Source organism: Mesorhizobium sp. WSM4822 (genome assembly GCF_055811155.1).
The window spans coordinates 51,785-74,911 of sequence record NZ_JBVVQM010000007.1 but is presented as its reverse complement, the minus strand read 5'-3'; the positions used below and the strand labels follow the sequence as shown (position 1 = coordinate 74,911).

Annotated in this window: 25 protein-coding genes; 14 read left to right on the top strand and 11 right to left on the bottom strand. The window is 62.4% G+C overall.

Translation table 11 applies throughout. From position 1 onward, the window contains the following. The first annotated feature begins 106 nt into the window (after nucleotides 1-106). Both AC0L3E_RS17270 and AC0L3E_RS17265 read left to right on the top strand, forming a co-directional pair. Nucleotides 107-1,150, top strand: coding sequence for an aldo/keto reductase (locus AC0L3E_RS17270; RefSeq protein WP_473605245.1), 1,044 nt, complete (start codon nucleotides 107-109; stop codon nucleotides 1,148-1,150). Between the two features lie 176 nt (nucleotides 1,151-1,326). Beyond that, nucleotides 1,327-1,479, top strand: coding sequence for a hypothetical protein (locus AC0L3E_RS17265; protein ID WP_013532262.1), 153 nt, complete (start codon nucleotides 1,327-1,329; stop codon nucleotides 1,477-1,479). A 66-nt stretch (nucleotides 1,480-1,545) separates the two neighbouring features. On the opposite strand, the gene AC0L3E_RS17260 is transcribed toward AC0L3E_RS17265, so the two are convergent. Both AC0L3E_RS17260 and AC0L3E_RS17255 read right to left on the bottom strand, forming a co-directional pair. Continuing rightward, complete coding sequence (locus AC0L3E_RS17260; protein WP_013532263.1) at nucleotides 1,546-1,806, bottom strand: DUF982 domain-containing protein; 261 nt, start codon at nucleotides 1,804-1,806, stop codon at nucleotides 1,546-1,548. Between the two features lie 86 nt (nucleotides 1,807-1,892). Beyond that, nucleotides 1,893-2,558 (bottom strand): GntR family transcriptional regulator, encoded by a 666-nt coding sequence (locus tag AC0L3E_RS17255; RefSeq protein ID WP_473605244.1) that lies wholly within the window; start codon nucleotides 2,556-2,558, stop codon nucleotides 1,893-1,895. 180 nt (nucleotides 2,559-2,738) lie between these two features. Between AC0L3E_RS17255 and AC0L3E_RS17250 the strand changes: the two genes are divergently transcribed. Continuing rightward, nucleotides 2,739-4,001, top strand: coding sequence for a multidrug efflux MFS transporter (locus AC0L3E_RS17250; protein WP_127272733.1), 1,263 nt, complete (start codon nucleotides 2,739-2,741; stop codon nucleotides 3,999-4,001). Nucleotides 4,002-4,039: 38 nt separating this feature from the next. Further along, a complete protein-coding gene (locus AC0L3E_RS17245; RefSeq protein WP_127272732.1) occupies nucleotides 4,040-4,414 on the top strand; it encodes a DUF423 domain-containing protein in 375 nt (124 codons plus the stop codon). Nucleotides 4,415-4,448: 34 nt separating this feature from the next. On the opposite strand, the gene AC0L3E_RS17240 is transcribed toward AC0L3E_RS17245, so the two are convergent. Together AC0L3E_RS17240 and AC0L3E_RS17235 are read right to left on the bottom strand one after the other, a co-directional pair. Next, complete coding sequence (locus AC0L3E_RS17240) at nucleotides 4,449-4,598, bottom strand: hypothetical protein (protein ID WP_127321981.1); 150 nt, start codon at nucleotides 4,596-4,598, stop codon at nucleotides 4,449-4,451. A 61-nt stretch (nucleotides 4,599-4,659) separates the two neighbouring features. Continuing rightward, nucleotides 4,660-4,803, bottom strand: coding sequence for a hypothetical protein (locus AC0L3E_RS17235; protein ID WP_126068772.1), 144 nt, complete (start codon nucleotides 4,801-4,803; stop codon nucleotides 4,660-4,662). Between the two features lie 155 nt (nucleotides 4,804-4,958). On the opposite strand from AC0L3E_RS17235, the gene AC0L3E_RS17230 reads away from it, so the two are divergent. Further along, nucleotides 4,959-6,038: a LacI family DNA-binding transcriptional regulator gene (locus AC0L3E_RS17230; RefSeq protein ID WP_127329911.1), complete on the top strand. Its 1,080-nt coding sequence runs from the start codon at nucleotides 4,959-4,961 to the stop codon at nucleotides 6,036-6,038. Nucleotides 6,039-6,040: 2 nt separating this feature from the next. Here the strand turns inward: AC0L3E_RS17230 and AC0L3E_RS17225 are convergent, their stop codons facing one another. Beyond that, nucleotides 6,041-7,297, bottom strand: coding sequence for an OpgC family protein (locus AC0L3E_RS17225; RefSeq protein ID WP_473605243.1), 1,257 nt, complete (start codon nucleotides 7,295-7,297; stop codon nucleotides 6,041-6,043). A gap of 202 nt (nucleotides 7,298-7,499) precedes the next feature. On the opposite strand from AC0L3E_RS17225, the gene AC0L3E_RS17220 reads away from it, so the two are divergent. Beyond that, a complete protein-coding gene (locus AC0L3E_RS17220) occupies nucleotides 7,500-8,168 on the top strand; it encodes an alpha/beta hydrolase (RefSeq protein WP_128309724.1) in 669 nt (222 codons plus the stop codon). Nucleotides 8,169-8,194: 26 nt separating this feature from the next. On the opposite strand, the gene sthA is transcribed toward AC0L3E_RS17220, so the two are convergent. Beyond that, nucleotides 8,195-9,583 carry a Si-specific NAD(P)(+) transhydrogenase gene (gene sthA, locus AC0L3E_RS17215; protein ID WP_127267508.1) on the bottom strand — a complete coding sequence of 463 codons (1,389 nt, stop codon included), beginning with the start codon at nucleotides 9,581-9,583 and terminating at the stop codon, nucleotides 8,195-8,197. Nucleotides 9,584-9,792: 209 nt separating this feature from the next. Here sthA and AC0L3E_RS17210 point away from each other — a divergent pair, with 209 nt between their 5' ends. The 3 genes from AC0L3E_RS17210 (at nucleotide 9,793) to AC0L3E_RS17200 (ending at nucleotide 12,194) form a co-directional block, all read left to right on the top strand. Further along, the gene (locus AC0L3E_RS17210; protein ID WP_127322646.1) at nucleotides 9,793-10,263 is read left to right on the top strand and encodes an RDD family protein; all 471 of its coding nucleotides are present in this window, start codon (nucleotides 9,793-9,795) and stop codon (nucleotides 10,261-10,263) included. A 140-nt stretch (nucleotides 10,264-10,403) separates the two neighbouring features. Then, on the top strand, nucleotides 10,404-11,168 hold the full coding sequence (locus AC0L3E_RS17205; protein ID WP_023810205.1) for an arginyltransferase: 765 nt from the start codon (nucleotides 10,404-10,406) through the stop codon (nucleotides 11,166-11,168). 129 nt (nucleotides 11,169-11,297) lie between these two features. Further along, complete coding sequence (locus AC0L3E_RS17200) at nucleotides 11,298-12,194, top strand: DMT family transporter (RefSeq protein ID WP_473605242.1); 897 nt, start codon at nucleotides 11,298-11,300, stop codon at nucleotides 12,192-12,194. A gap of 12 nt (nucleotides 12,195-12,206) precedes the next feature. Here the strand turns inward: AC0L3E_RS17200 and AC0L3E_RS17195 are convergent, their stop codons facing one another. Continuing rightward, nucleotides 12,207-13,421 carry an AI-2E family transporter gene (locus AC0L3E_RS17195; RefSeq protein ID WP_292334810.1) on the bottom strand — a complete coding sequence of 405 codons (1,215 nt, stop codon included), beginning with the start codon at nucleotides 13,419-13,421 and terminating at the stop codon, nucleotides 12,207-12,209. Nucleotides 13,422-13,661: 240 nt separating this feature from the next. Next, entirely contained in the window at nucleotides 13,662-15,914 is a 2,253-nt protein-coding gene (gene parC / locus AC0L3E_RS17190; RefSeq protein WP_473605241.1) for a DNA topoisomerase IV subunit A, read from the bottom strand. Here parC and AC0L3E_RS17185 point away from each other — a divergent pair. Next, a complete protein-coding gene (locus AC0L3E_RS17185) occupies nucleotides 15,870-16,139 on the top strand; it encodes a hypothetical protein (protein ID WP_473605240.1) in 270 nt (89 codons plus the stop codon). The two genes, parC and AC0L3E_RS17185, sit on opposite strands and share 45 nt — an antisense overlap. Nucleotides 16,140-16,242: 103 nt before the next feature. After that, the gene (locus AC0L3E_RS17180) at nucleotides 16,243-17,433 is read left to right on the top strand and encodes a hypothetical protein (protein WP_473605239.1); all 1,191 of its coding nucleotides are present in this window, start codon (nucleotides 16,243-16,245) and stop codon (nucleotides 17,431-17,433) included. 232 nt (nucleotides 17,434-17,665) lie between these two features. Here the strand turns inward: AC0L3E_RS17180 and aspS are convergent, their stop codons facing one another. Both aspS and AC0L3E_RS17170 read right to left on the bottom strand, forming a co-directional pair. Beyond that, nucleotides 17,666-19,552, bottom strand: coding sequence for an aspartate--tRNA ligase (gene aspS, locus AC0L3E_RS17175; protein WP_473605349.1), 1,887 nt, complete (start codon nucleotides 19,550-19,552; stop codon nucleotides 17,666-17,668). Between the two features lie 214 nt (nucleotides 19,553-19,766). Continuing rightward, nucleotides 19,767-20,243: a MarR family winged helix-turn-helix transcriptional regulator gene (locus tag AC0L3E_RS17170; protein ID WP_127271416.1), complete on the bottom strand. Its 477-nt coding sequence runs from the start codon at nucleotides 20,241-20,243 to the stop codon at nucleotides 19,767-19,769. Between the two features lie 95 nt (nucleotides 20,244-20,338). Between AC0L3E_RS17170 and AC0L3E_RS17165 the strand changes: the two genes are divergently transcribed. Then, on the top strand, nucleotides 20,339-20,707 hold the full coding sequence (locus AC0L3E_RS17165) for an antibiotic biosynthesis monooxygenase family protein (RefSeq protein WP_127271415.1): 369 nt from the start codon (nucleotides 20,339-20,341) through the stop codon (nucleotides 20,705-20,707). 27 nt (nucleotides 20,708-20,734) lie between these two features. Continuing rightward, on the top strand, nucleotides 20,735-21,205 hold the full coding sequence (locus AC0L3E_RS17160; protein ID WP_127329893.1) for a hypothetical protein: 471 nt from the start codon (nucleotides 20,735-20,737) through the stop codon (nucleotides 21,203-21,205). Here the strand turns inward: AC0L3E_RS17160 and AC0L3E_RS17155 are convergent. After that, nucleotides 21,200-22,066, bottom strand: a complete 867-nt coding sequence (locus tag AC0L3E_RS17155; RefSeq protein WP_128309484.1) for a LysR substrate-binding domain-containing protein — start codon at nucleotides 22,064-22,066, stop codon at nucleotides 21,200-21,202. The genes AC0L3E_RS17160 and AC0L3E_RS17155 overlap by 6 nt on opposite strands. Before the next feature lie 92 nt (nucleotides 22,067-22,158). On the opposite strand from AC0L3E_RS17155, the gene AC0L3E_RS17150 reads away from it, so the two are divergent. Continuing rightward, nucleotides 22,159-23,076 carry a DMT family transporter gene (locus AC0L3E_RS17150; RefSeq protein ID WP_128309485.1) on the top strand — a complete coding sequence of 306 codons (918 nt, stop codon included), beginning with the start codon at nucleotides 22,159-22,161 and terminating at the stop codon, nucleotides 23,074-23,076. Nucleotides 23,077-23,127 lie beyond the last annotated feature (51 nt).

Genomic DNA, 23,127 nt, shown 5'->3' with positions numbered 1-23,127 from the left:
ATGATCGATCCGGCGTCCTGGCATGGCGACAAGTCGCGCAAATTGTCCTACAAATAGCGGCCACATTCGGGCACCCCCCTTTCTCAACGCAATCGCGAGGATCGACATGGAATACCGCACCCTCGGCCGTTCCGGCCTGAAAGTTTCGACGCTGACCATGGGGACCATGACGTTCGGCGGCGCCGGCGCGTTTTCGGCTGTCGGCAAGACCGATCTCGACGAGGCGCGCCGGATGATCGATCTCTGCATCGACGCCGGCATTAATGTCATCGACACCGCCAACGTCTATTCGAATGGCATTTCCGAAGAAATCATCGGCGAAGCGCTCGGCGGCAAGCGCAAGGGCGACGTGCTGATCGCCTCCAAGGCACGGATGCGGATCGGCAAAGGCCCGAACGATGAAGGCCTGTCACGCCATCACCTGATCCGAGAATGCGAGAAGAGCCTGAAGCGGCTCAGGACAGACGTCATCGACATCTATTTCCTGCACGAATGGGATGGCGTGACACCGCTGGAGGAAACCATCTCCGCGCTCGACACGCTGGTTGCCCAGGGCAAGATCCGCTATGTCGGCTGCTCCAACTATTCCGGCTGGCAGGTGATGAAGGCGCTCGGCATCAGCGACAGCCATCATCAGCCGCGCTTCGTCACGCAGCAGATCCATTACACGCTGGAAGCGCGCGAGGCGGAGTACGAGTTGCTGCCGATTTCCGTCGACCAGGGGTTGGGCGTCCTGGTCTGGAGCCCGCTTGCCGGCGGATTGCTGTCCGGCAAATACCGCCGCGACAGCCCCACCGCCCGCCAACTCGCGGGCTGGTCCGAACCGCCCATCCGCGACGAGGACCGGCTGTGGCGGATCGTCGACGTGCTTGTCGAGATCGGCGCGCAGCGCGGCGTGTCGGCAGCGCAGGTGGCGCTGGCCTGGCTGCTTGGCCGGCCGGCCGTCAGTTCGCTGGTGATCGGCGGCAGGACGGAAACGCAGTTCCGGGACAACATCGCGGCGGCAAGCCTGATGCTCTCCGGCGAGGAGCGCGAGCGCCTCGACGCGGTCAGCCGGCCGCCCTTGCTCTATCCCTACTGGCACCAGCAACTGACGGCAAAGGACCGTTTTGGTGCCGCCGATCTGGTGATTGACCGAAGCGGCATCTGACCGGCAAATCGATGGCGATAGGTATCGGCCGCCGCAATAATGGACCTGGCCTCTTCATTGCGACGCACATCTTGCAAGCCTGGCCATCATCGACGCACTATCGCTTCAGCTGTTGTGTTTGACGGCTAATGCTCCTAGGCAGGACCAGAGCCGCAAGGCAGTGAAAAGGAGCCGATATGGCGCGACCACCAAACTACGATCAGGAACGCAAGGAACGCGACCGCCAGAAGGCGGCCAAAAAGGCCGAGAAGCTGGCAGCCAAGGTTGCAGCGCGGGAACGTTCGAAGCCCGAAGACGAGACTGAAGCCGAAACCGAAACGGCAAAGTGACGGCAAACGGCCCGCAGATGCGGGCCGTGCCTCAATCCAGATTGCCGCCCCAAATGTCGGCTTGTGTCAGGCGGGCGCCTTGTCGCTGACGAACACGTCCACTTCGCGTGCTGCCGCGATGAAGGCGCGCCTGGCGTTCATCGCCGGTTTGTCGCCGGCGAGTGCGTCATGGCAGGCCTGCAGGGCCGCGCGATGCTTGGGGCTGCGCTTGCCGGGCCAGCTGTTGAGGAGGTAGTCGGAAGCCTCACGCGCCGTGCGCAAGAGCTGAGTGCTTCCCGCCGCGACTGACTTCACAGTCACAGGTGTTTCAAATCGGTTGTTTTCCATGGCCGCTCCTTACGCCATCGGCGTCTGCGAAGCGAGGCGAAAGTGCGCATACGTCCAGACGCCGCTTTGCGCCCCTTCATCCACCTTTAAGCAGCAACGACGGCAAAGCCTCTGGCGCGAAGACCGCGCCGATCGTTGGCGAGCGACTTCACCAGCCGGTCGCGGCTGCCGACGATGTGGTCTGACAGCAGGCGCGCGGCTTCATCGGCGTCGCCAAGGCGTGCCGACGCCAGTATGGCGCGATGTTCAGCCCAGGCGCGGCTGAGGGCCGCTTCGTCGCGGACCTCCAGCCAACGCGCCCGCGACAGGCGCGTCATGGCATCGCGCACCGCCCGGAACAGGAATTCATTGCCCGACAGACGCGCCAGTTCGATGTGAAAATCCATGCCGACGCGATGCCATTCCTCGCGCGGCGTGTCGTTGTCGCAGGACTCGAGCATCGCCTCGATGACATCGACGGCGCTCCGGTCCGCCAGGCCGCATGTCAGGCGAAGTGCCGCAACCTCGACTGCCTCCCTGTAGACGGCGATCTGCTCGAGTTCAGCCAGATTGATCGGCGACACCGTCCAGCCACGTCCGTCCCTGCCGACCAGGCCCTCGGTCTCAAGCCGCAGAAGTGCTGCCCTGACCGGGGTTCGCGACGCGCCGAAGCGGCTCTCGATCCAGCGCTCCGTCAGCTTCTCGCCGGGACCGATCTCGAGGCCCAGGATCATTTGCCGAAGCTGTTTTTCGACGCTCTGCATCTGCGACATTGTCGTTTCCATTTTCTGATCGTTGCTGGCGATCGTCTTGCCGGCCGCCTTTTCCGATCACGTTTGAGACGGTCGCATTGACAGCGGTCAAGCTTGCGTCCATCAGGGGCACCATCTTGGTATCCCAAATTGGTATCCGCAGCAAGCATCGATAAGAGTTGCTGGGACAGGACATATGACATGCAGCAGCAGAACACGCCCCCGGCGACCGACAGCACCTACAACATCCACTGGCGGCGCAATCTGTTCGTGTGCGTTGCCGGATCGTTTTCGACGCTTGTCGCCATGACGCTGCTTTTGCCGTTCCTGCCGCTCTATATCGAGCAGCTCGGCGCCGAGGGCCACGCGGCGATCGTGCAATGGTCGGGGATTGCCTATGGCGCGACGTTCTTCGCGGCGGCGCTGGTGGCGCCGCTCTGGGGACGTCTCGGCGACCGCTACGGCCGCAAGGTGATGCTGGTTCGCGCCAGCTTCGGCATGGCCATATGCATGTCGCTGACCGGCATGGTACAGACGGTCTGGCAACTGGTGCTGCTGCGGCTGCTGATCGGGTTTGCCGGTGGCTATTCCTCGGGATCGACCATCCTCGTTGCCATGCAGACGCCGAAGGAACGCTCCGGCTGGGCGCTGGGCCTGCTGTCGGCCGGCATCACGGGTGGGGCTCTGGTCGGCCCACTGGTGGGCGGCGCCCTGCCGCCGCTGATCGGCATCCGCGCCACCTTTCTCCTCTCCGGCGGCGTCATCTTCCTGGCGTTCCTGGCGACCACGTTTCTGATCAAGGAGAATCCCCGGCCGAAAACAGCAGACGCCGCGTCGAAGCAGAAGCAGAAAGGCGGCTGGGCACAAATCCCCGACAAGCGGCCTGTCGTCGCCATGCTGGCGACCGGCATGCTGTTGAGCTTCGCAACCATGTCGATCGAGCCGATCATCACCGTCTATGTGCAGCAACTCATCGAGGATCAGAGCCGCGTCACGCTGATATCAGGCGTCGTCATGTCGGCGGCGGCCCTTGGCGCCATCCTGTCGGCTTCGCGCCTCGGCAAACTCGCCGACCGCGTCGGCCACTGGAACGTCATCATCGGCGCGCTTGCCGTCTCGGCACTGCTGCTGATCCCGCAGGCCTTCGTCACGCAAAGCTGGCAACTCATCGGCCTGCGTTTCCTGATGGGCCTGGCGCTGGGCGGGCTCTTGCCCTGCATCACCAGCGTGATCCGCCACAATGTTCCCGATGGGGTCGGCGGCAATGTGCTCGGGCTGTCGATTTCCGCCCAGTATGTCGGGCAGGTCGCCGGCCCCCTGCTGGGCGGCTTTGCCGGTGGCCATTTCGGCATGCGCTCGGTGTTTCTGGGCACATCCGTCTTGATGGCCGGGGGCGCGGTGTATAACTGGCTCGCACAGTCGCGCCGCGAGCAGGACATGCTCGCCAAAGCCGGCAAGTCCTGACGGGATTGGGCATCCCCTGATATCACGGAGCCATGGACATGAGCACGGCCGAACGACCTTCCGACAACAGCGGCCGTATCCTCGTCCTGGCCGGCGGCCTGTGCGGCGCCGCCGGCGTGGCGCTGTCGGCCGCGGCGGCGCATCTGGGCGGCGCCTTCGTCGGCACCGCCGCATCCTTCCTGCTGATGCATGCGCCGGTCTTCCTCGCCGCCGGATTGCTTGGGGCGAACCGGATGCTGCGCATCGGCAGCCTGATCCTGCTGGTTGGGCTTCTGCTGTTCTGCGGCGATCTGCTGGCCCGCGATTTCATCGGGTCGCGGCTGTTCCCGCTGTCGGCGCCGATCGGCGGCACGCTACTCATTACCGGCTGGCTGGCGATCGCCGCCTCGGCGCTGGTGCGCATGCGTTCCTGACGCCTGCCCGCGCCAAATGTAAAAGCGTGGGCTGCTAGTCCTGCCGGCGCTCGGGCTTGATGAGCAATTCGCGATTGCGTCGCCGCAGCTTCGCCAACCAATGCCGTTCCGGCCTCTTGGAGGCCGGCGCGATGCCCCAATAGTTGCGGTAGATGTCTTCGAACAGATAGCTGACGGGATGCATGATGTGCGCTCCTTTAGTCCTTGAATCGATCCAATCGACAGGCGCGAAAAACCGACCCCGATCAGCTCCGCTTGCGCTCCACAAGGAACCGCAACTCGCGAACCCATGGGCTGGCTTTGCCACGGCGCTTCTGCGTCGTGGTGTTCGACGAGATGCTCCAGTCGTTGCGGTAAATATCTTCGAACAGAAAATTGACGGGATGCATGGCACAACTCCCCTAAATATGTTGAACCGATCCAATTTAGAGAACCGCCGTTTGCTTGGATCGATTCAAACATACGCCTTGCCGAGACTGTGATCAAGTCAAAATTTGAACCGATCCAACGAAAGTGTTAGATGGAAGGAATTCAGGAGACGAAGATGGCGCCATTGACCTCTGCAAAGACAAGACCGGTCCGTCTGGCGGACATTGCCAAGGCGGCCGGCGTGTCGCACGGCACCGCGTCCAACGTGTTCGCCCGGCCGGACATCGTGCGCGAGGAGGTCCGCGAGCGGGTCAAGGCGGCAGCCGAGGCCATGGGATATGGCGGACCAGATCCCAAGGGCCGGCTGCTGCGCGCCGGCAAGGTCAATGCCATCGGTGTCGCGACCGCGGAACCCCTCTCCTATTTCTTCGACGACCCCTTTGCCCGGGTGATGATGGCCAGCATCTCGCAGGCCTGCGACGCGACCGGTGCGGGGATTTCGCTGGTCTCCGCAGCCAACAACGAACAGCTTGCCTGGAACATCCAAAGTGCGCTGGTCGACGGTTTCATCGTCTTTTGCGTCGATGGCGGTTCAAGGCTGGTCGAACTGGCGCGTGAACGCAAACTCCCTTTTGTCGCGCTCGATCTCGATTCGGACGACGACGACGCCGTTGCAGCGATCGGCGTCGACAACATTGCCGGGGCTGGCCTGGCAGCCCGCCACCTGACCGAACTCGGACATCGCCGCTTTGCCGTGCTTACCCTGCCCTGTGCCGACGCAGGCTTCGGCCCTACCACAAGGGAGCAGGTGGAAATGGCCCTCTACTCCGCTACGCGCGACCGCTTGCGTGGCTATTTCGCTGAACTCTCCCGGGTCGGCGTCGACGTCTCGCGGGTGCCTATCTACGAAACCGTCAATGACGAGAAGAGCGTTTGGGCCGGCCTCGACCATATTTTCGCCGGTGCCGAGACGCCGACAGCCATTCTGGCGATGTCCGACAGGATGGCGCTCCATGCGCTGGACTGGCTGCGGCAGCACGACATTGCGGTGCCGGGCGATGTTTCGGTCGTCGGCTTCGACGGTGTTCCGGAGGGGGCGGTTTCCAAGCCGCCGCTGACCACGATCGTCCAGCCGATCGCCGAGATGGGCCGCCTTGCCGTCAAGGCGATCCTTGAAAATGACGGTTCGTTCAGCCGGCAATCGCTGCCGGTCCAACTCGTGGTGCGAGCCTCATCCGGCCCCTCGCCCGCCTGAGCTCAACGGCCCATTCTTGTCGCCATGGCCGGCATCGCGAAGGATGCAGCATGGACGGGCGGTGCGGCGTTGTGAGCCGGCCTGCTTTTGCCGGACCAGGCAAGGCCCGATAGCCATTCGAGATAGTAGGCGAGCGCGAACTGCATGACGATGCCGGCCGATATCAACAGGCTGTCATAGGCAAATCCGCCCGGATTGATCAGCTTCAGCACTTGCGCCGCCATTGCAAGCACCGTGCCGGCAATGAAAACCGGCAGCGATCGTTTGCCCAATATGGCAAGCGGATGATCGCGTCCGGTGCGAAACAGGTTCGAGACCGCCGGGAAGGCCACGATCAGGTAGCTCACCGCCAATATATGCAGCAGCCTCGGCAGCGACAGGAACGTCTTGTCGAAGCCGGTCAGCACCGGAGGCAGGCCAAACCAGGAGATATGCCCCCAAAGCGGGCTGTGCACCCAGACCAGTGCCACAGCGGTGTAGGCCAAGGCCGCGCCAACCAGCCAGCGATTGACCGGGATGGTACCGCCGCGACGCACATGCAATGCACCTGCCAGGCCGATGTTGAAAAGGAACTGCCACGACAGCGGGTTAAGAAACCAGAAGCCGGGCTCGGGATAGTTGGGCGGAGCAATTTGATAAACCCCCGCGACCAGCCACAGGGCGCCGGAGGCGACCAGTGCCAAGACCGGCCGATAGCTGACAATGAGCAGGAACACCGGCGTCAGCAAGAGCAGCACCGCATAGACGGGCAGTATGTTGTTGTAGCCGAGTTGGTGGCCGAGCGTCACGATGCCGATCAGCACCTGCGGCGTATTCTTGATCAACGGCTCGATGTTGATCATCGTCAGAAGCTCCGGCCGTCTGGCAAACACCGCCGCGGCGCAGAAGATGGCCATCACCACCATGGTGGTGACGATGTGGGTGGCATAAAGCACACCGGCGCGGCGCAAAATCTTCAGGGTTGCCAGCAACCGGTTTCCAGGTTGGAATTTCCTGCCATAGGCGAGCGCGACCGAAATGCCGGAGATCAGCACGAAGACTTCAGCCGCATCGGAAAAGCCGAAATTCTTGTAGGTCAGATACTCGAAGGCGGTACCTGGCACATGGTCGACATAGATGGTCAGCAAAGCGAGAGCACGGAGCACGTCTATGCGCGTGTCGCGCTCAGTGCGATCCGGGACACGCGCATCGCGCTCCGACACGCGCGACTCGCGGTCTGGGACACGCGCATCGCGGTCCGGGGAAATCTGGGTGGTCATCGACAAAAAGGCCTCAAAGCTGGTTGTTCATGCCGGGCAATGCGACCCCCGGCGCACCGCTTCGATTCCTCCCGAAGGAATGTTATCGGCGGAGAAACGGACTGTAATGCGCCCGGTTCAATCAACTTTCGCGGAGCTTGAAAATATTGCGTTTTGAAGCCGGCAAATTGAGCGAAACCTCATATAATCAAGAGGATGCGCGATGATCGAAGAGACCTCACAAGATGGTGCGCTGCGGCGTGATCTGGCCTTCAGCTACCGGCTTTACAGCCCGGTGGATTCAACCGGCGAATGTCTCTTCCTGCTGCATGGATCGGGTGTCGACGAGACGACATTGGTGCCGCTGGCACGAGAGATCGCACCGCGGGCCAAGCTGATCGCGGTGCGTGGCCGCATTGTCCAGGAGGATGGTTTCCGCTGGTTCGCGCGCATCACGCCGACGCGCTTCGAACAGCACAGCATCCGCACCGAGACCGATGCCTTTGCGGGCTTCGTCGCCGACGCGGCCACACGCCACCATCTCGATCTCTCACGCGCGACGTTCCTCGGCTATTCGAACGGCGCCAATCTGGTTTCGAGCCTGATGCTGCTGTATCCGGGTCTTATAGAGCGCGCCGCACTGCTGCGGCCGATGCCGGTGCTCGATCACGTGCCGGCGACGGATCTGTCAAAGGCGCGGGTGCTGATGATCGCCGGCGCCGCCGACCTCACCTATGCGCCCTTCACCCCTGCTCTGGTGACATTGCTCAGCCAGCATGGCGCCGAGATCGACGCCCGGATTGTCCCATCAGGTCACGAATTCGGCAGCGCCGACGCGGCAATCGTCAGGCAATGGCTGTCGGGATCGGCGGCGTTGGCGACGGCAGGCTGACAGGCTCGCCGGCATGACCAGCCTGCCTACCCTCGTCCCATCCGGTTCCAGGCATCCAGTCCGGCGATCTTGTAGGCTTCGGCGAGCGTCGGATAGTTGAAGGTGTTGTTGACGAAGAAGTCGACGGTGCCGCCGAGATTGATCACCGCCTGGCCGATGTGGATGAGCTCGGTGGCGCCCTCGCCGATGATGTGCGCGCCGAGCAGACGGCGCGTTTCGACCGAGAACAACAGTTTCAGGAAACCGGTGTTGACGCCCATGATGTGGCCGCGCGAGGTTTCGCGAAAACGCGCCACGCCGATCTCATAGGCCGCACCGCTCTCACGCACCTGTTCCTCGGACTGGCCGACCGTCGAGATTTCCGGCACCGCGTAGATGCCATAGGGAAAGGTCTCCGGTGGCGGCGGCAACGGCACGCCGAAGGCATGGCAGGCCGCCACTCTGCCCTGCTCCATCGAAGTCGAGGCCAGGCTCGGAAAGCCGATGACGTCGCCGGCGGCGTAGATGTTGGGCACGCTGGTCTGGAACGTATGCGGGTCGACCTTGATACGCCCTCTGGAGTCGGCATCGATGCCGACGACATCCAGGCCCAGGTTGCCGACATTGCCGGTGCGGCCGGCGGCGTAGAGCACGACCTCTGAACGAATGGTGCGGCCATCGGCCAGTTCCACTTCGGCGGCGTCCGGCTTGGAGCGGATTTCCTTCACCGCGCTGCCCAGCCGGATGGTCATGCCGCGATCGCGCATCTGGTGGATGAAATCGTCGACGATCTCGCGGTCGACGAAATCTAGGATGGAGTTCCGCGGCTCGACCAAGGTTACCGGCACGTCGAGCGCGGAAAAGATCGTTGCATATTCGACCCCGATGACGCCGGCGCCGATCACCGTCAGCGTGCGCGGCAAGCGGTCGAGTTCCAGCATCTCGTCGCTGTCGAAGATTCGGGTCTTGTCGAAAGGCACATCGCGCGGCCGGTGCGGCCTGGTGCCGACCGCGATCAGCGCATTAGCAAAACCGACCTCGCTGTAATCGCCGGTGTCGGTGGTCAGGCTGACCTTGTTGGGGCCAAGGAATTTCACCGCAGCCCGGGCGCTCTTGACCGTGTTGCGCATGAACTGGTGCTGCAGCACCTCGACCTCATGGTCGAGCGTCTTGTGCAGGCGCTCGACCAGATCGCCGACCGAGATATCCTGCTTGACCCGGTAGCCGCGCCCGTAGAAGCCGCGCTCACGCCAACCCGAAAGGTTGAGCACCGTTTCGCGCAGCGTTTTCGACGGGATGGTGCCGGTATGCACCGAGACACCGCCCAGACGCCGGCCGCGATCGACCACCAGCACCGATTTGCCGAGCTTGGCCGACTGCACCGCGGCCCGGCGACCGGAAGGGCCGCTGCCGATGACCAGCATGTCGTAGTCCATATTGCCCCGTCCCCTGCCATGTGCGCTTTTGCTGCGCCGCAGCAAGCTAATGCTATCCGCGCCGCAAATTCAACCGGTTCAGATTGCGCCTGGCGCCTTGAAGGCCGGCGCACCGCAAGAAGCCCGATCTTGATTCCGCCACAGGCCTTCACCATTTCATGGCTGAGCGGTCCGCACCCTTATGTCGGACCTTGTTACGAGGAAATGACATGAACGCGCGCGTTCTCGACGGCGAAATCATCACCAGCAGGCTCGACGATGTCAGGGCCTATGACGGCGTGCGCACGAAGCGCATTCTGGCTTTCGTGATCGACTATGTCATCGTCGCGCTGCTTACCATTCCGTTTGCCATTCTGGTGTTCTTCCTCGGGCTTTTGACCCTCGGGCTTGGCTGGATGCTGTTCGGTATCCTGTTGCCGACTGTGGCCATCCTCTACATCTGGAACACGCTGGGCAGCACCGACCAGGCCACCACGGGCATGAAGATGGTGGGCATCCGCCTCGACCGGCTCGACGGGAGGCCGATCGACGGCCTCACCGCGGTCGTCCATTCGGTGCTGTTCTGGGCCGGCAATGTCATCCTGTCGCCGCTCGTCCTGCTGGTAACGCTGTTTTCCGACCGCAAGCGCACCTTGCACGATCTTTTGCTTGGCACGGTCGTCAGCCGCACCGACCGCTGAAACGGCCCTCTGAAGAGCAGTCGCAACCGATTGAGCACAAATGTGAAGGCGTCGAGTCGACCACGCCCACATAATCCTGTTGAATTTTTCGCTGTCCGCGCCAAAGGTAGAGCGATTCGAAGGAGTGTTTCCAAGGCTCGATGACGCAGCATCCGACCCAGTCGCCGCAGTTCTTTCTGACCGCGCCGTCGCCGTGCCCCTATCTGGACGGCCAGTTCGAGCGCAAGGTGTTCACGCACCTGGTTGGCGACAAGGCGGCGGAGATGAACGACCTCTTGACGCAAGGCGGCTTCCGGCGTTCGCAGAACATCGCCTACAGGCCGGCCTGCGAGACCTGCCGCGCCTGCGTTTCGGTACGCATCCTCGCCCAGGAATTCGTCGCCAGCCGCAACATGAAGCGCGTGCTGCAGCACAATTCCGACCTCGTCGGTCACATGCACAATGCCGAGCCTTCGACCGAACAATATTCCCTGTTCCGCAGCTATCTCGATGCCCGCCACCGCCGTGGCGGCATGTCCGATATGACGGTGCTCGACTATGCGATGATGGTCGAGGATACCCATGTCGACACCAAGGTGATCGAGTATCGGCGGCGTGGACCAGACACGTTCATCACCGGCAAGGGACAGGGCGAGCTGATCGCGGTGGCGCTCACCGACAAGATGGCCGACGGCTTGTCGATGGTCTATTCCTACTTCAATCCCGATTTCGAGGAACGGTCGCTCGGCACGTTCATGATCCTCGACCACATCGCCCGCGCCAGGGCGATGGGCCTGCCCCATGTCTATCTCGGCTACTGGGTCAACGGCTCGCGCAAGATGAATTATAAGATGCGCTTCATGCCGCAGGAGCATCTCGGCCCGAAGGGCTGGGAGCGCTACACCAACGAAGCGGTCGCGCGCTGATTACTCTTTCCCAAGTCCGGGCTTAAACATTTTCAATCGAGACGATGCTGGTCTTTCCGCTGGTTGGCGGAGAGCGTGCGATTGCGCCGGTCCGCCATCCTCTCCCGAATTCATTGTGAAAGTCGCTGCATGTCGTCTCACGATACTCACACCAAAGGACTTCTGCTCACCGCATTTGGCGGGCTGACGCTGACCGTGGACATCCCGCTGATCCGGCTCGCCCACGGCGAGGCGTGGACAATCTTGCTGCTGCGCACCGGCTGCACCTTGGCCGCGGCACTGATCATGTGGACCATCTGGCGCTCGTTCAGCAAGGATGCGCCGCAGCTGATACCTGGCTGGTCGGGCCTGATCGTTGCCGCGATCTACGGGCTCGGCGCGATTGCGTTCATCACAGCCGTCTACAACACCTCGACCGCCAACCTGGTGTTCATCCTGGCCTTCACAACCATGTTCGCCGCGCTGCTTTCATGGGTGTTCCTGAAGGAGCGGCCGCGGCCGCTGACCTTTGCGGCATTGGCCATGATGATTGGCGGCGTCGTCATCATCGTCGGCGATTCCGTCGGCACCGGACATCTGTTCGGCGACCTGATGGCGTTGTGTTCGGCCTTTCTGATCGCCTGCGCCATCACCATCTCGCGCGCCAGCGGCAAGGATATGGGCTTTACCTCACTGATCGGCGTCGTCCTGCCCTTCGGGCTGGCGGCGTTCATGGTCTCCAACACCGGCTTTCAGGTGGAGGCGCCCTGGTGGATCATCCTCAACGGCGCCGTCGTCATGCCGATAGCGTTCTTCTGCCTTGCCGCCGGGCCGAAATACATTTCGGGCCCTGAAGTGGCGATGTTCTACCTGCTCGAAACCGTGCTGGCGCCGGTCTGGGTGTGGATGATCTTTGCCGAAACACCGACGCGCAACAGCCTGATCGGCGGCGCGATCCTGATCGTCACGCTGATCGCGCATTCGCTGTGGCAGCTTCACGAGGGACGCAAGCGGCGTGGCGACCTTGCGGTGCGACATCCGGTCTAAGGCGCGTTGAGATCAGGCGCTGGCCTTCTTCGCCACGTCGGGTTCCGGCAGGACCTCGATTTGCGGACCGGCTTCAATTTCGGCTGGCGAGCCCGGGACGATTTCATCGGCCATTTCCACCTCGCGAAGCCATTCGCGCCAGATCGCGACCAGCAGGGCCATCAGCACCGGGCCGATAAACAGGCCGAGAAATCCCATGGTCTTGACGCCGCCGATCAGGCCGAAAAAGGTCGGCAGGAAGGGCAGTTTTATCGGCCCGCCGACGAGCTTCGGGCGCAGTGTCTTGTCGACGATGAACAGTTCGACCGCACCCCAGAGGAACAGTGCCAGCCCGGCCATCGGCGAGCCGCTGGCGGCCAGATAGATCGAGACCAGCGTGAACGACAGTGGCGCACCGCCAGGGATCAGCGCCATGACGCCGGTCAAGGCGCCAAGCGTGACCGGCGACGGCACGCCGGCCAGCCAGTAGGCGATGCCCAGCACCAGGCCTTCGCCGATGGCGATCACGGTCATGCCGGTCACGGTCGACGAGATCGTCGCGGGCACGACGCGCGAAATCCGTTCCCATCTGGTCGGCAGGATGCGTTCGCCGAGACGGTCGACCTGGCCGGCAAAATGCTCGCCGTCGCGATAGGCGAAGAACAACGCGATCATCATGAACAACAATGTCAGGAGCAAGCCGAAAGCGCTGCCGCCGGCGGCCAGCACACCGCGATAGATGCTGCCGATGTTAGCGCCGCTGACCAGCTGGATCAGTTCACCAATGCCGCCGGGATGGCCGAAATTGGTCGTCCACTGCTGGTTCAGCCACTCGCCCACGACAGGCATGGTGGCGATCCAGTGCGGTGTCACCGCGCCATGACGGTTGGTCTCGATCGCCCAGGCGACCCATTCGCGGACCTCGTTGATCGCATAGGTGCCGGCGAGCGCGATCGGGATCACCAGGAAGGCTAAGATGAAGAGGATGGCTAAGGTCGCGGCGATGGTGCGGTTGCCACTGACCGCGACAAGCAGGCGGCGGTAAAGCGGCCAGCTTGCGAAAGCGATGACGAGCGCCGCCAGCACCGGAAACAGGAAGCCGTGGAAGAAATAAACGCCGGCGGCGACGATCAGCACCAGCAGCCAGCGCGCCGCCGACAGCGGCGGGATGACGGCGGACCTGAGCGGCGTCGACAGGCCGAACAGGCGTTGCTGCCGTTCCGGTTTCTGGATTTTTGCTTCCTTCAAACGCCTGGCTCTCCCAAACACCCCTCCTGTCTATGCACTGATATAGTGCAGCAATCGTGACGATAGTCCAAATCATTGGGGATCTCCCCCCTCGAGGGGGAGATGGCCGGCAGGCCAGAGGGGGTCGCCGCGCGTGAAGCGCTAGCATTCTCTGCCGGCGAAGGAAGTCGCCTCCAGTCGTGCCGACCCCCTCTGTCGCCTTTGGCGACATCTCCCCCTCAAGGGGGGAGATTAGCAGCGCTACCCAAATTTCCCCGTCCTCGGGAATCCCTTTGGCACCATCCGTCCGGCCGACGCGCGGGCACCGATCCACTCGGCCAGTTCCTCGCGCGACCTTGTGAAGGTGCGGTCGGCCGAATCCTGCCAGGAGAGGCCGGTCTCCAGCGTGAACGGCTTGAGATCGAGAAGGCCGCCATCCTTGTATTTCTGCAGTCGCACGCCCTTGCCGCGGCCCATCTCCGGAATCTCGGCGAGCGCGAACACCAGCATCTTGCGATTCTCGCCGACGATGGCGAGATGGTCGCCGGTGATCGGGATGCAGCGCTTGGCTTCGTCCGGCGCCTTGACGTTCATCACCTGCTTGCCCTTGCGGGTGTTGGCGACGACCTCCTCCTCCGGCACGATGAAACCGTTGGCGTCGTGCGAGGCCAGCAGCAGCTTGCGCTTCGGGTCGTGGACGAAGGCGGTGACGATGTCCTGATCATTGTCCATATCGACGATGATGCGGATCGGCTCGCCATGGCCTCGCCCGCCAGGCAGCCGGTCGGCGCCGATGGTGTAGAATTTGCCGCCGGTGGTGAAGACCAGCACCTTGTCGGTGGTCTGGGCATGGAAGGCGAGCTTGAGGCTGTCGCCCTCCTTGAAGGTCAGCGTCGAGAGATCGGCCAGATGCCCCTTCATCGCCCGCAGCCAGCCCTTTTCCGACACGACGACGGTGACCGGCTCGCGCTCGATCATGGCGTGGGCGATGTCGGTCAGATCATGCTCGGGCGCGTCGGCGAACTGGGTGCGACGCTTGCCGAGTTCGGTCTCCGGACCGAACTTGTCGCGGATATTGGTGACTTCGCATTTGATCGTCGCCCACTGCTTCTCGTTTGAAGCAAGCAGTGCCTCGATCTGCTTCTTCTCCGCGCTCAGGCCGTCGAATTCCTTGCGGATCTCGAATTCTTCGAGCTTGCGCAGCGCGCGCAGGCGCATATTGAGGATGGCCTCGGCCTGGTTGTCGGTGAGCGACCAGCGGGCCATCATCACCTGCTTTGGCTCATCCTCCTCGCGGATTATCCTGATCACCTCGTCGATGTTGAGGTAGGCGATCAGGTAGCCGGCAAGTATCTCAAGCCGTCTTTCGATCTCGCCAAGCCGATGTTTCGAGCGGCGGATCAAAACCTCGCGGCGGTGCTCGAGCCACTCCTGCAGCACGCCCTTCAGCGACAGCACGTTGGGCACCTTGCCGCGCGACAGCACATTCATGTTGAGCGGGAAGCGGCTTTCGAGTTCGGTCAGCTTGAACAGCGATTCCATCAGAATGCCGGGATCGACCGAACGGCTCTTCGGCACCAGCACGACGCGGACGTCCTCGGCGCTTTCGTCCCTGATGTCCTCGAGCAGCGGCAGCTTGCGCGCCATCAGCAGTTCGGCGATCTTCTCGATCAGCCGCGCCTTCTGCACGCCGTAGGGTATTTCGGTGACGACGATGCTCCAGGTGCCCCTGCCCTGGTCCTCCTGGAACCACTTCGAGCGCACGCGAAAGCCACCGCGGCCGGTTTGATAGGCTTCGAGGATCGAGGCGCGGCTGTCGACGATGATGCCGCCGGTCGGGAAATCCGGCCCCTGGACAAACTCCATCAGCTTCGCCACCGGCGCGTCCCGGTTTTCGATCAGGTGAAGTGCGGCATCGCAAAGCTCGGCGGCGTTGTGGGGCGGGATCGATGTCGCCATGCCCACCGCGATGCCGGACGAGCCGTTGGCCAGCAGATTCGGAAAGGCGCCGGGCAAAACCACCGGCTCCTCGTCTTCTTCATTGTAGGTCGGCCGATAATCGACGGCATCCTCGGTGATGCCGGACAAGAGTTCGGTCGCCACATCGGTCATGCGCGCTTCAGTGTAGCGCATGGCGGCGGCGTTATCACCGTCGATGTTGCCGAAATTGCCCTGCCCGTCGACCAAGGGATAGCGCATCGAAAAATCCTGCGCCAACCGCACCAGCGCGTCATAGATCGACTGGTCCCCATGCGGGTGGAACTTGCCCATCACCTCGCCGACGATGCGGGCGCATTTGGCAAAGCCCTGGTCGGGGTTGAGCCGCAGCAGGCGCATGGCGTGCATGATGCGGCGATGGACCGGCTTCAGTCCGTCGCGCACATCGGGCAGTGCCCGGTGCATGATGGTCGACAGCGCATAGGCCAGATAGCGCTCTTCCAGCGCCTTCTTCAGATCGACCGGCTCGATATGATCGCCACCGCCATTTTCAGGCGGCAAAAGCCTTTTTCCCATGGGCTCGGACTAGCCGAGCGGGTGATTCGCGGCAAGAGCCCGACGGAGATACCGGCCTTTCTGCAACATGAAACCGCACCCCGGGAGATGTCTGCCAACATCAGCCTGTTACATGCGGGTTCTATGGCCAAGCGCGACGATATCCGGCTATCGGCTCTTCATGACAAATTCACCGGTTTGCGCAAAGACGGTGGGATCGGGTTTGCCTTTCACCGCGATTTTTGACCAATGTGCCGGGACACGCCTTTTTCCGGTCCAGTTCGTCACGGAATGGTGATGGCGCAAATAATTGAAAAAACAATTTCAGGACACTCTCAGGGACCTTGCGATGACAATCAAACGCTCAACTCTCAAGACACTGGCTTTTTCGACCTTCTTGCTCACGCTGCCGCTGAATGCGGCCCTCGCACAGGATACGGCAGTGGCCGACCGGCTGAAGGCAGCGCTTGTCGCACAAGGTGTCGACATCACCTGGACCGGCGTGACCGGCGACAACACCAGCATGGTGCTGCAGGGCGTTGCCATCAAACCGGCGGCGGAGAAGGAAGCGCTTCCCATCGGCGACGTCAAACTCGAAGGCGTGACCGAGGCAAATGGCGGCTATGACATCGCCACCGTATCGACGGCTGCCTTCACACACAGCAAGGACGGCGTTACCCTCGACCTCAGCCCCTTCGTCATCCATGACATGACAGTTCCGGCCGACGGCGCCACCGGCCCGCTGGGCTCGCTGATGATGTACAAGTCAGCCGAACTCTCGAACATGACCGTCAAGGTCGCCGACAAGACCGCCTTCTCGATGGACGGGCTTGCCATCGAAATCACGCCGCCGGCGGACGGCAAGGCGATGGAATTCACCGCAACCACGGAAAAATTCAATGCCGACCTGACGCTGGTGGACGATCCCAAGTCCAAGGAAGTCATCAACGCGCTCGGCTACCAGAACATCGCGGGCAATCTCGAAATGGCCGGCACCTGGCAGCCCACGGACGGCAAGATGGAACTGTCGAAATACGACATCTCGGTCGAGAATGCCGGCACGCTCGGCATGACCTTCAATCTCGGCGGCTACACGCTGGACTTTATCAAGTCGCTGCAGGAAATGCAGAAGAAGATGGCGGCACAGCCTGAAGGCGCCGACAATTCGGCGCAAGGCATGGCCATGCTCGGCCTATTGCAGCAGCTTTCGTTCAACAGCGCCTCGATCCGCTTCGACGACGATTCGCTGACCAACAAGGTTCTGGACTATGTCGGCAAGCAGCAAGGCATGTCCGGCAAGGACATCGCCAACCAGGCCAAGGCGATCGTGCCGTTCGGCATGGCGCAGCTCAACAATCCGGAACTGACGGCGCAGGTTACGGCCGCGGTCAGCAAATTCCTCGATGATCCGAAGAGCCTCGAAATCTCGGCCGAGCCGCCGGCATCCGTGCCGTTCGCACTGATCATGGCGGGCGCCATGTCCAACCCGCTCGACCTACCGAAGACGCTCGGCGTCACCGTCAAGGCCAACGAAGACTGATCGAAGTAGTTCCCTTCTCCCCGTCACTATACGGGGAGAAGGTGCCGGCAGGCGGATGAGGGGCAGCGCCGACGCCTACAAATTGCAATTCATGCCGAACCGATTGCCTGTCGGAAGGCGTCAGCTGCAACGGCCGTTCGCCAATCGCCCGCATCCGCGCTGCCCCTCATTGTCCTGCCGGACATTTCTCCCCGTATAGAGACGGGGAGAAAGGGCAGTTGCAAGGCCGCCGTCAGTCCTTCTTGGGCACGGCAACGCGCAGCGCCAGGTCGCGAAGCTGCTGCGGGCTCGCTTCCGACGGTGCGTTCATCAACAGATCGTAGGCCTGCTGGTTCATCGGGAACATGGTGATCTCACGCAGGTTCTTGGCGCCGAGCAGCAGCATGACGACGCGGTCGACACCGGCGGCCATGCCGCCATGCGGCGGCGCGCCATACTGGAAGGCGCGGTAGAGGCCGCCAAAGCGCTCCTCGACCGTGGCGCGATCCAGCCCGACCGTCTCGAATGCCTTGACCATGGTTTCGGGCAGATGGTTGCGGATACCGCCGCTGGCGATCTCGAACCCGTTGCAGACCATGTCGTACTGGAACGCCTTGATGCCGAGCAGGTCCTCGCCATTCAGCGCATCGATGCCACCTTGCGGCATCGAGAACGGGTTGTGGGCGAAGTCGATCTTCTTCTCTTCCTCGTTCCACTCGAAGAACGGGAAGTCGACGATCCAGCACAGTTCGAAACGCTCGCGGTCGACAAGGTTCAGCTCCTCGCCGGCACGGGTGCGCGCAGCCCCCGCGAAGGAGACGAACTTCTTCGGGTCGCCTGCAACGAAGAAGGCGGCGTCGCCATCGGCAAGGCCGAGCTGCTGGCGGATGGCTTCAGTGCGTTCAGGACCAATATTTTTCGCGAGAGGACCGGCCCCCTCGAATTGCGGCAAACTCTTAGCAGCGAGTTCTTCCTGCCGCTTCGCCACAGCGAACTCGTCATTACTTTCAAAGCTGTTGAATTCTTCGTTTGTGATTGCAAGCGGGTTTTCCGGCTTGCGCCAGAAAATGTAGCCCAGCCCCGGCTGGCCCTCGCCCTGCGCCCAGGAATTCATGCGGTCGCAGAAGGCGCGGCTGCCGCCGGTCTTTGCCGGAATGCCCCACACCTCGGCCTTCGGATCGTTGGCCAGGATGTTGGCGAACACCTTGAAGCCGGAATCGCGAAAATGGTCGGAAACGGCCTGCATTTCGATCGGGTTGCGCAGGTCCGGCTTGTCGGAACCGTATTTGCGCATGGCCACATCATAGGGGATGCGCTGGAAATTCTGCGTCACCGGCTTGCCGTTGGCGAAGGTCTCGAAGACCCCGCGCATGACAGGTTCCATGGTCGAAAGCACGTCGTCCTGCTCGACGAAGCTCATTTCAAGGTCGAGCTGGTAGAACTCACCAGGGAGACGATCGGCGCGCGGGTCCTCGTCGCGGAAGCAGGGCGCGATCTGGAAGTAGCGGTCGAAGCCCGACACCATGATCAGCTGCTTGTACTGCTGCGGCGCCTGCGGCAGCGCGTAGAAGGTGCCGGGATGGATGCGCGACGGCACCAGGAAGTCGCGCGCGCCCTCGGGCGACGACGCGGTGAGGATCGGCGTCGAGAATTCGGTGAAGCCGACCTCGCTCATGCGCTTGCGCATTTCCGCGATGATTTTTGTACGCGCAATGATGTTCTTGTGCAGCGTCTCGCGGCGCAGATCGAGGAAGCGGTATTTCAGCCTGATATCCTCGGGATAATCCGGCTCGCCGAACACCGGCAGCGGCAATTCCTTGGCCGCCGACAGCACCTCGATCTCGCGGGCGAAGATCTCGATCTCGCCGGTCGGCAAATTGGCGTTGGTGGTCTCGGGCAAGCGCGCCTTGACCTCGCCGTCGACCCGAATGACCCACTCGCCGCGCACGGTCTCGGCGACCTTGAAGGCAGGCGAATCCGGATCGGCGACGATCTGGGTCAGGCCATAATTGTCGCGCAGGTCGATGAAGAGCAGGCCGCCATGATCGCGCACGCGATGCACCCAGCCCGACAGGCGAACGGTCGAGCCGACGTCGCTCTTCCTCAACTGGGCACAGGTATGGCTGCGGTAACGGTGCATTGTCATTGGTAAAGTCCGGGGTGCTCTAGTTGCCGGCCAAGGCATCGCGGCCCGGCCCTGAAAATTTGCGCGAAAAGCGCATGGGAGGCCGGATTTGTCAAGGCAAGCGGACTTCCGTGTCCATGGTGTTCGCCGCCCGGTAGCCGCAGCGAGGCAGCGCGAGGATCAGCGCGGCGCTCAGCCTGTGAAGGAAACCGCCACAGGGCCACAACCGTCAGGCTTGCTCTTCAGCTTCATCGTTGCCTTCCAGTTTTTTCCGCAGCGCCGTCATGACCCTGTGCGTGGTGTTGATGTCCTCGACCAGCAGGCCATCCGCGAGGTTTTCGATCCAGGGCGCCTGCAAATGCATCGCGGCATCGAAAGTCTGTCTTCCCTTGTCAGTCAAAACGACAAGCTGCGCACGCTGATGATGCGGGTTGGCCTCGAAGGCGACGAGCCCTTCCCTATGCAGGTCGTTGACGATCCGTTGGACATTCTGGCGGCTGGCTCCCAGATCGCGCGCCAGCCACGCGACCGGCTGAGGGCGTTCGGCGGTCACGACAGCGCCGAGAACCTGCCAGCGGGCGCTCGTCAAACCGAGGTCGGCGACCAGCCTGTCACCCGATGTGAGCATTCGGCTGTTGAGCCTGAACAGGTCGAGAATGAGATCGGTCAAGGCATTGCCGGCAGGTGTTCGCTTGGCATCAGGCATATGACATCCTATATTGCTATTGACATTATGTTGTCAAATAGATATGTAATCAAGGTAACAGATTGGCACCATAACACCAATTAACGGAGCTTATCATGTCGCTCATGCGCCCACTGAACCCCGCTTTCCCGATCGACCGCCAGATCGCGATCGATGCTACCTCCGTCGTGCTGGTCAACGTCTTCACGCTCGACAAGGCCGACGAGCAGACCTTCCTCCATGCATGGCAGGATGATGCGGTCTTCATGAAGCAGCAGCCCGGCTTCATCTCGACCCAGCTTCACCGCGCAATCGGCGAAAGTCCGGCCTATTTCAATTATGCCATATGGGAAACGATGGCTGACTTCCGGGCCGCGTTCTCGCATCCCGAGTTCAGGGCGAAGCTCTCGGCCTATCCGTCCTCGGCCGTCGCCTCTCCGCATCTGTTCCAAAAGGTGGCGGTGCCGGGCATCTGCCTGGCGTAGACGGGTTGCAAGAACGGTGGGAAAGCCATGATCAAGGTCATTCATCCAGTCGCCGGTACGGTCGCGATGCTGACGATCGCAAGCCTCTGGCTGTCGACGGTCCTCAGTGAGATGTTTGCCTCCCAGGTGGCGATAGCCGCCGTCAAGATGGCCATACCGTGGAGCTTTCTGTTGCTCGTTCCAGCGCTGGCGGCGGCGGGAGGTTCGGGCTTTGCGGCGGCCAAGGGCCGGCAGGCCGGGCTGATCGGCGCGAAGATCAAGCGCATGCCATGGATAGCCGCCAATGGTCTCCTGGTTCTCATCCCCTCCGCACTCTTCCTCGCATCCAAGGCGAGAGCCAGCGAGTTCGACACCAGCTTCTACGCCGTGCAGGCGCTCGAATTGGCCGCCGGCGCGACGAACATCACGCTACTCGGCCTCAACATGCGCGACGGGTTCAAAATGAAGGGCCGGCTCCGCCGTCGGCCCGCTCGGCCCGTCAAAGCATCACCTCTATGAGCCAAGCGCCGACAGCCGGAGGCGATGGGCAAGGTGATCGACGACCAGTAAAGCGTTGGCGGAAGAGGTCTCCGCCCGGTGAAGACGAATCTCCGCCCCGGGCAGCGGCGGCACATGGCGGCCTGGATGGACGCCGCGCAGGCCAGGCGCAAGCATGCTGCCTTTGACCACGGTGACCGCCAGGCCCTGTTCAACAATTGCCTCCGTGGCTGAGAGGCTCGGGCTGACATAGGCCAATCGCCATGGCCGGCCTGCCTTGTTGAGCGCCTCAATTGCCCAGGAACGAAACAGGCAATCGGGGCTCGACAGAGCGACGGGCAGCGGATCGAGTTCCTCGACGGCTCGCGTCGCCGCCGCTGCCCAAATCGCCCTTTCGCGGCATATCAAATCTCCCTCGGTCGTACCTTCCGGGTGCATGGCGATGACGGCGTCGAACGAGGACCCAAGCCGTTTCAGAAGCCGGGCGGTGAGACCAATCTCCATTTCGACCTGCACCAACGGAAATCGCTCGGCGATGCCGGCAAGGAGGCGCGGCAGGATCTTGGTGCCATAATCTTCCATGACCCCGATGCGAACCTGTCCGGCCACCTGCTGACCGGAAACACGCGCAATCGCCTGCTCATTGAGAGCAAGTATGCGGCGGGCATCGATCAGAAAGCCCTCCCCGGCGGCGGTGAGTTCAACGCGGGCTGTCGAGCGCCGGAACAAGATGGTCTCGATGCGCTCCTCAAGACGTTTCACCTGCAAGCTGACGGCCGCCTGCGTTCTATTGAGCTGCTCGGCGGCTCGCGTGAACGAGAGTCGCTCGGCAACGACGACAAAGGCCCGCAGAAGGTCCGGATCGAGATTCGGGATACTCATAGTGGAATGTTATCAAACTCATTGAGCTTATTCGATTCCTTATGGCCCGCCTTCCCGATACCCCCGGTTCCGAGCCAGCAAGGTCGGGAACCATGGAAGTCACAGGAGTGCTCGCCGCGATTCTCTCCAGCGCTTTCGGGGGCACCGCCGTTGGCGCAACGCGATATCTCGCGGGCACGCTCGATCCTCTGGCTATCGGTGCCGTCCGGTTCGGCGGCGGCTTTCTGGTTTTGGCCGCCGTCGCTCTCTGGCGGCGAGACAGGTGGCCGCCGAAGAGCGACTGGCTCGGCACCGGTGCATTGGGTCTTCTGTTCTTCGGGCTGTTTCCGGTGCTCTTCAATGGAGCCCTTGTCTACACGACGGCCGCGCGAGGTGCGCTTGCGCTTTCGACACTGCCTCTGCTCACGATGCTTGCCGCGGCAGTTCTGAAGATCGAGCCGCCGACCATCCGCAAGATCGTCGGTGTCCTGATCGCAATGGCAGGAGTGGCCGTAGCGCTCGGCACGAGCCTGACGACTGCTCCCCCAGATGCCTGGCGCGGAGATCTTCTCATGGTCGCGGCCGCTTTCTGCATGGCGCTCTACAACGTCTGGTCGAGACCATTTCTATCCCGCACCGCGCCAATCCCGTTCGTGGCGTTTGGCATGGGCGTGGGCGCGGTCTGCCTATCGGTCCTGGTGGTTTCGAGCGGAGGCTTCGCGCGACTTGCCACGCTCAGCGCACCTCAGTGGATCGCGAGCGCTTATCTGGCCATAATTTGCGGCGCCTTCATTTTCTTCCTTTGGGCATTCGCGCTCGAGCGCGCGCCGCCGACACTGGTTGCCGTCTCCGTTGCGGTGAATCCGGTGACGGCATCGATCTTCGGTGTTGTCTTCTTGGGCGAACAAGTGAGCGCGAACCTGATTGTCGGACTGATGGCAGTCCTCGCAGGAATAGGCGTCGCAACGGGAGCAGCCGAGCGGCTTGGCCTGTGGCCCGACGATCGGCAGTCACGTCGAAGGCAGCCCTGAGCGCTGACCAAGCAAAACGGGGGAAACGAATCCAGGCGAATACAGCGATCA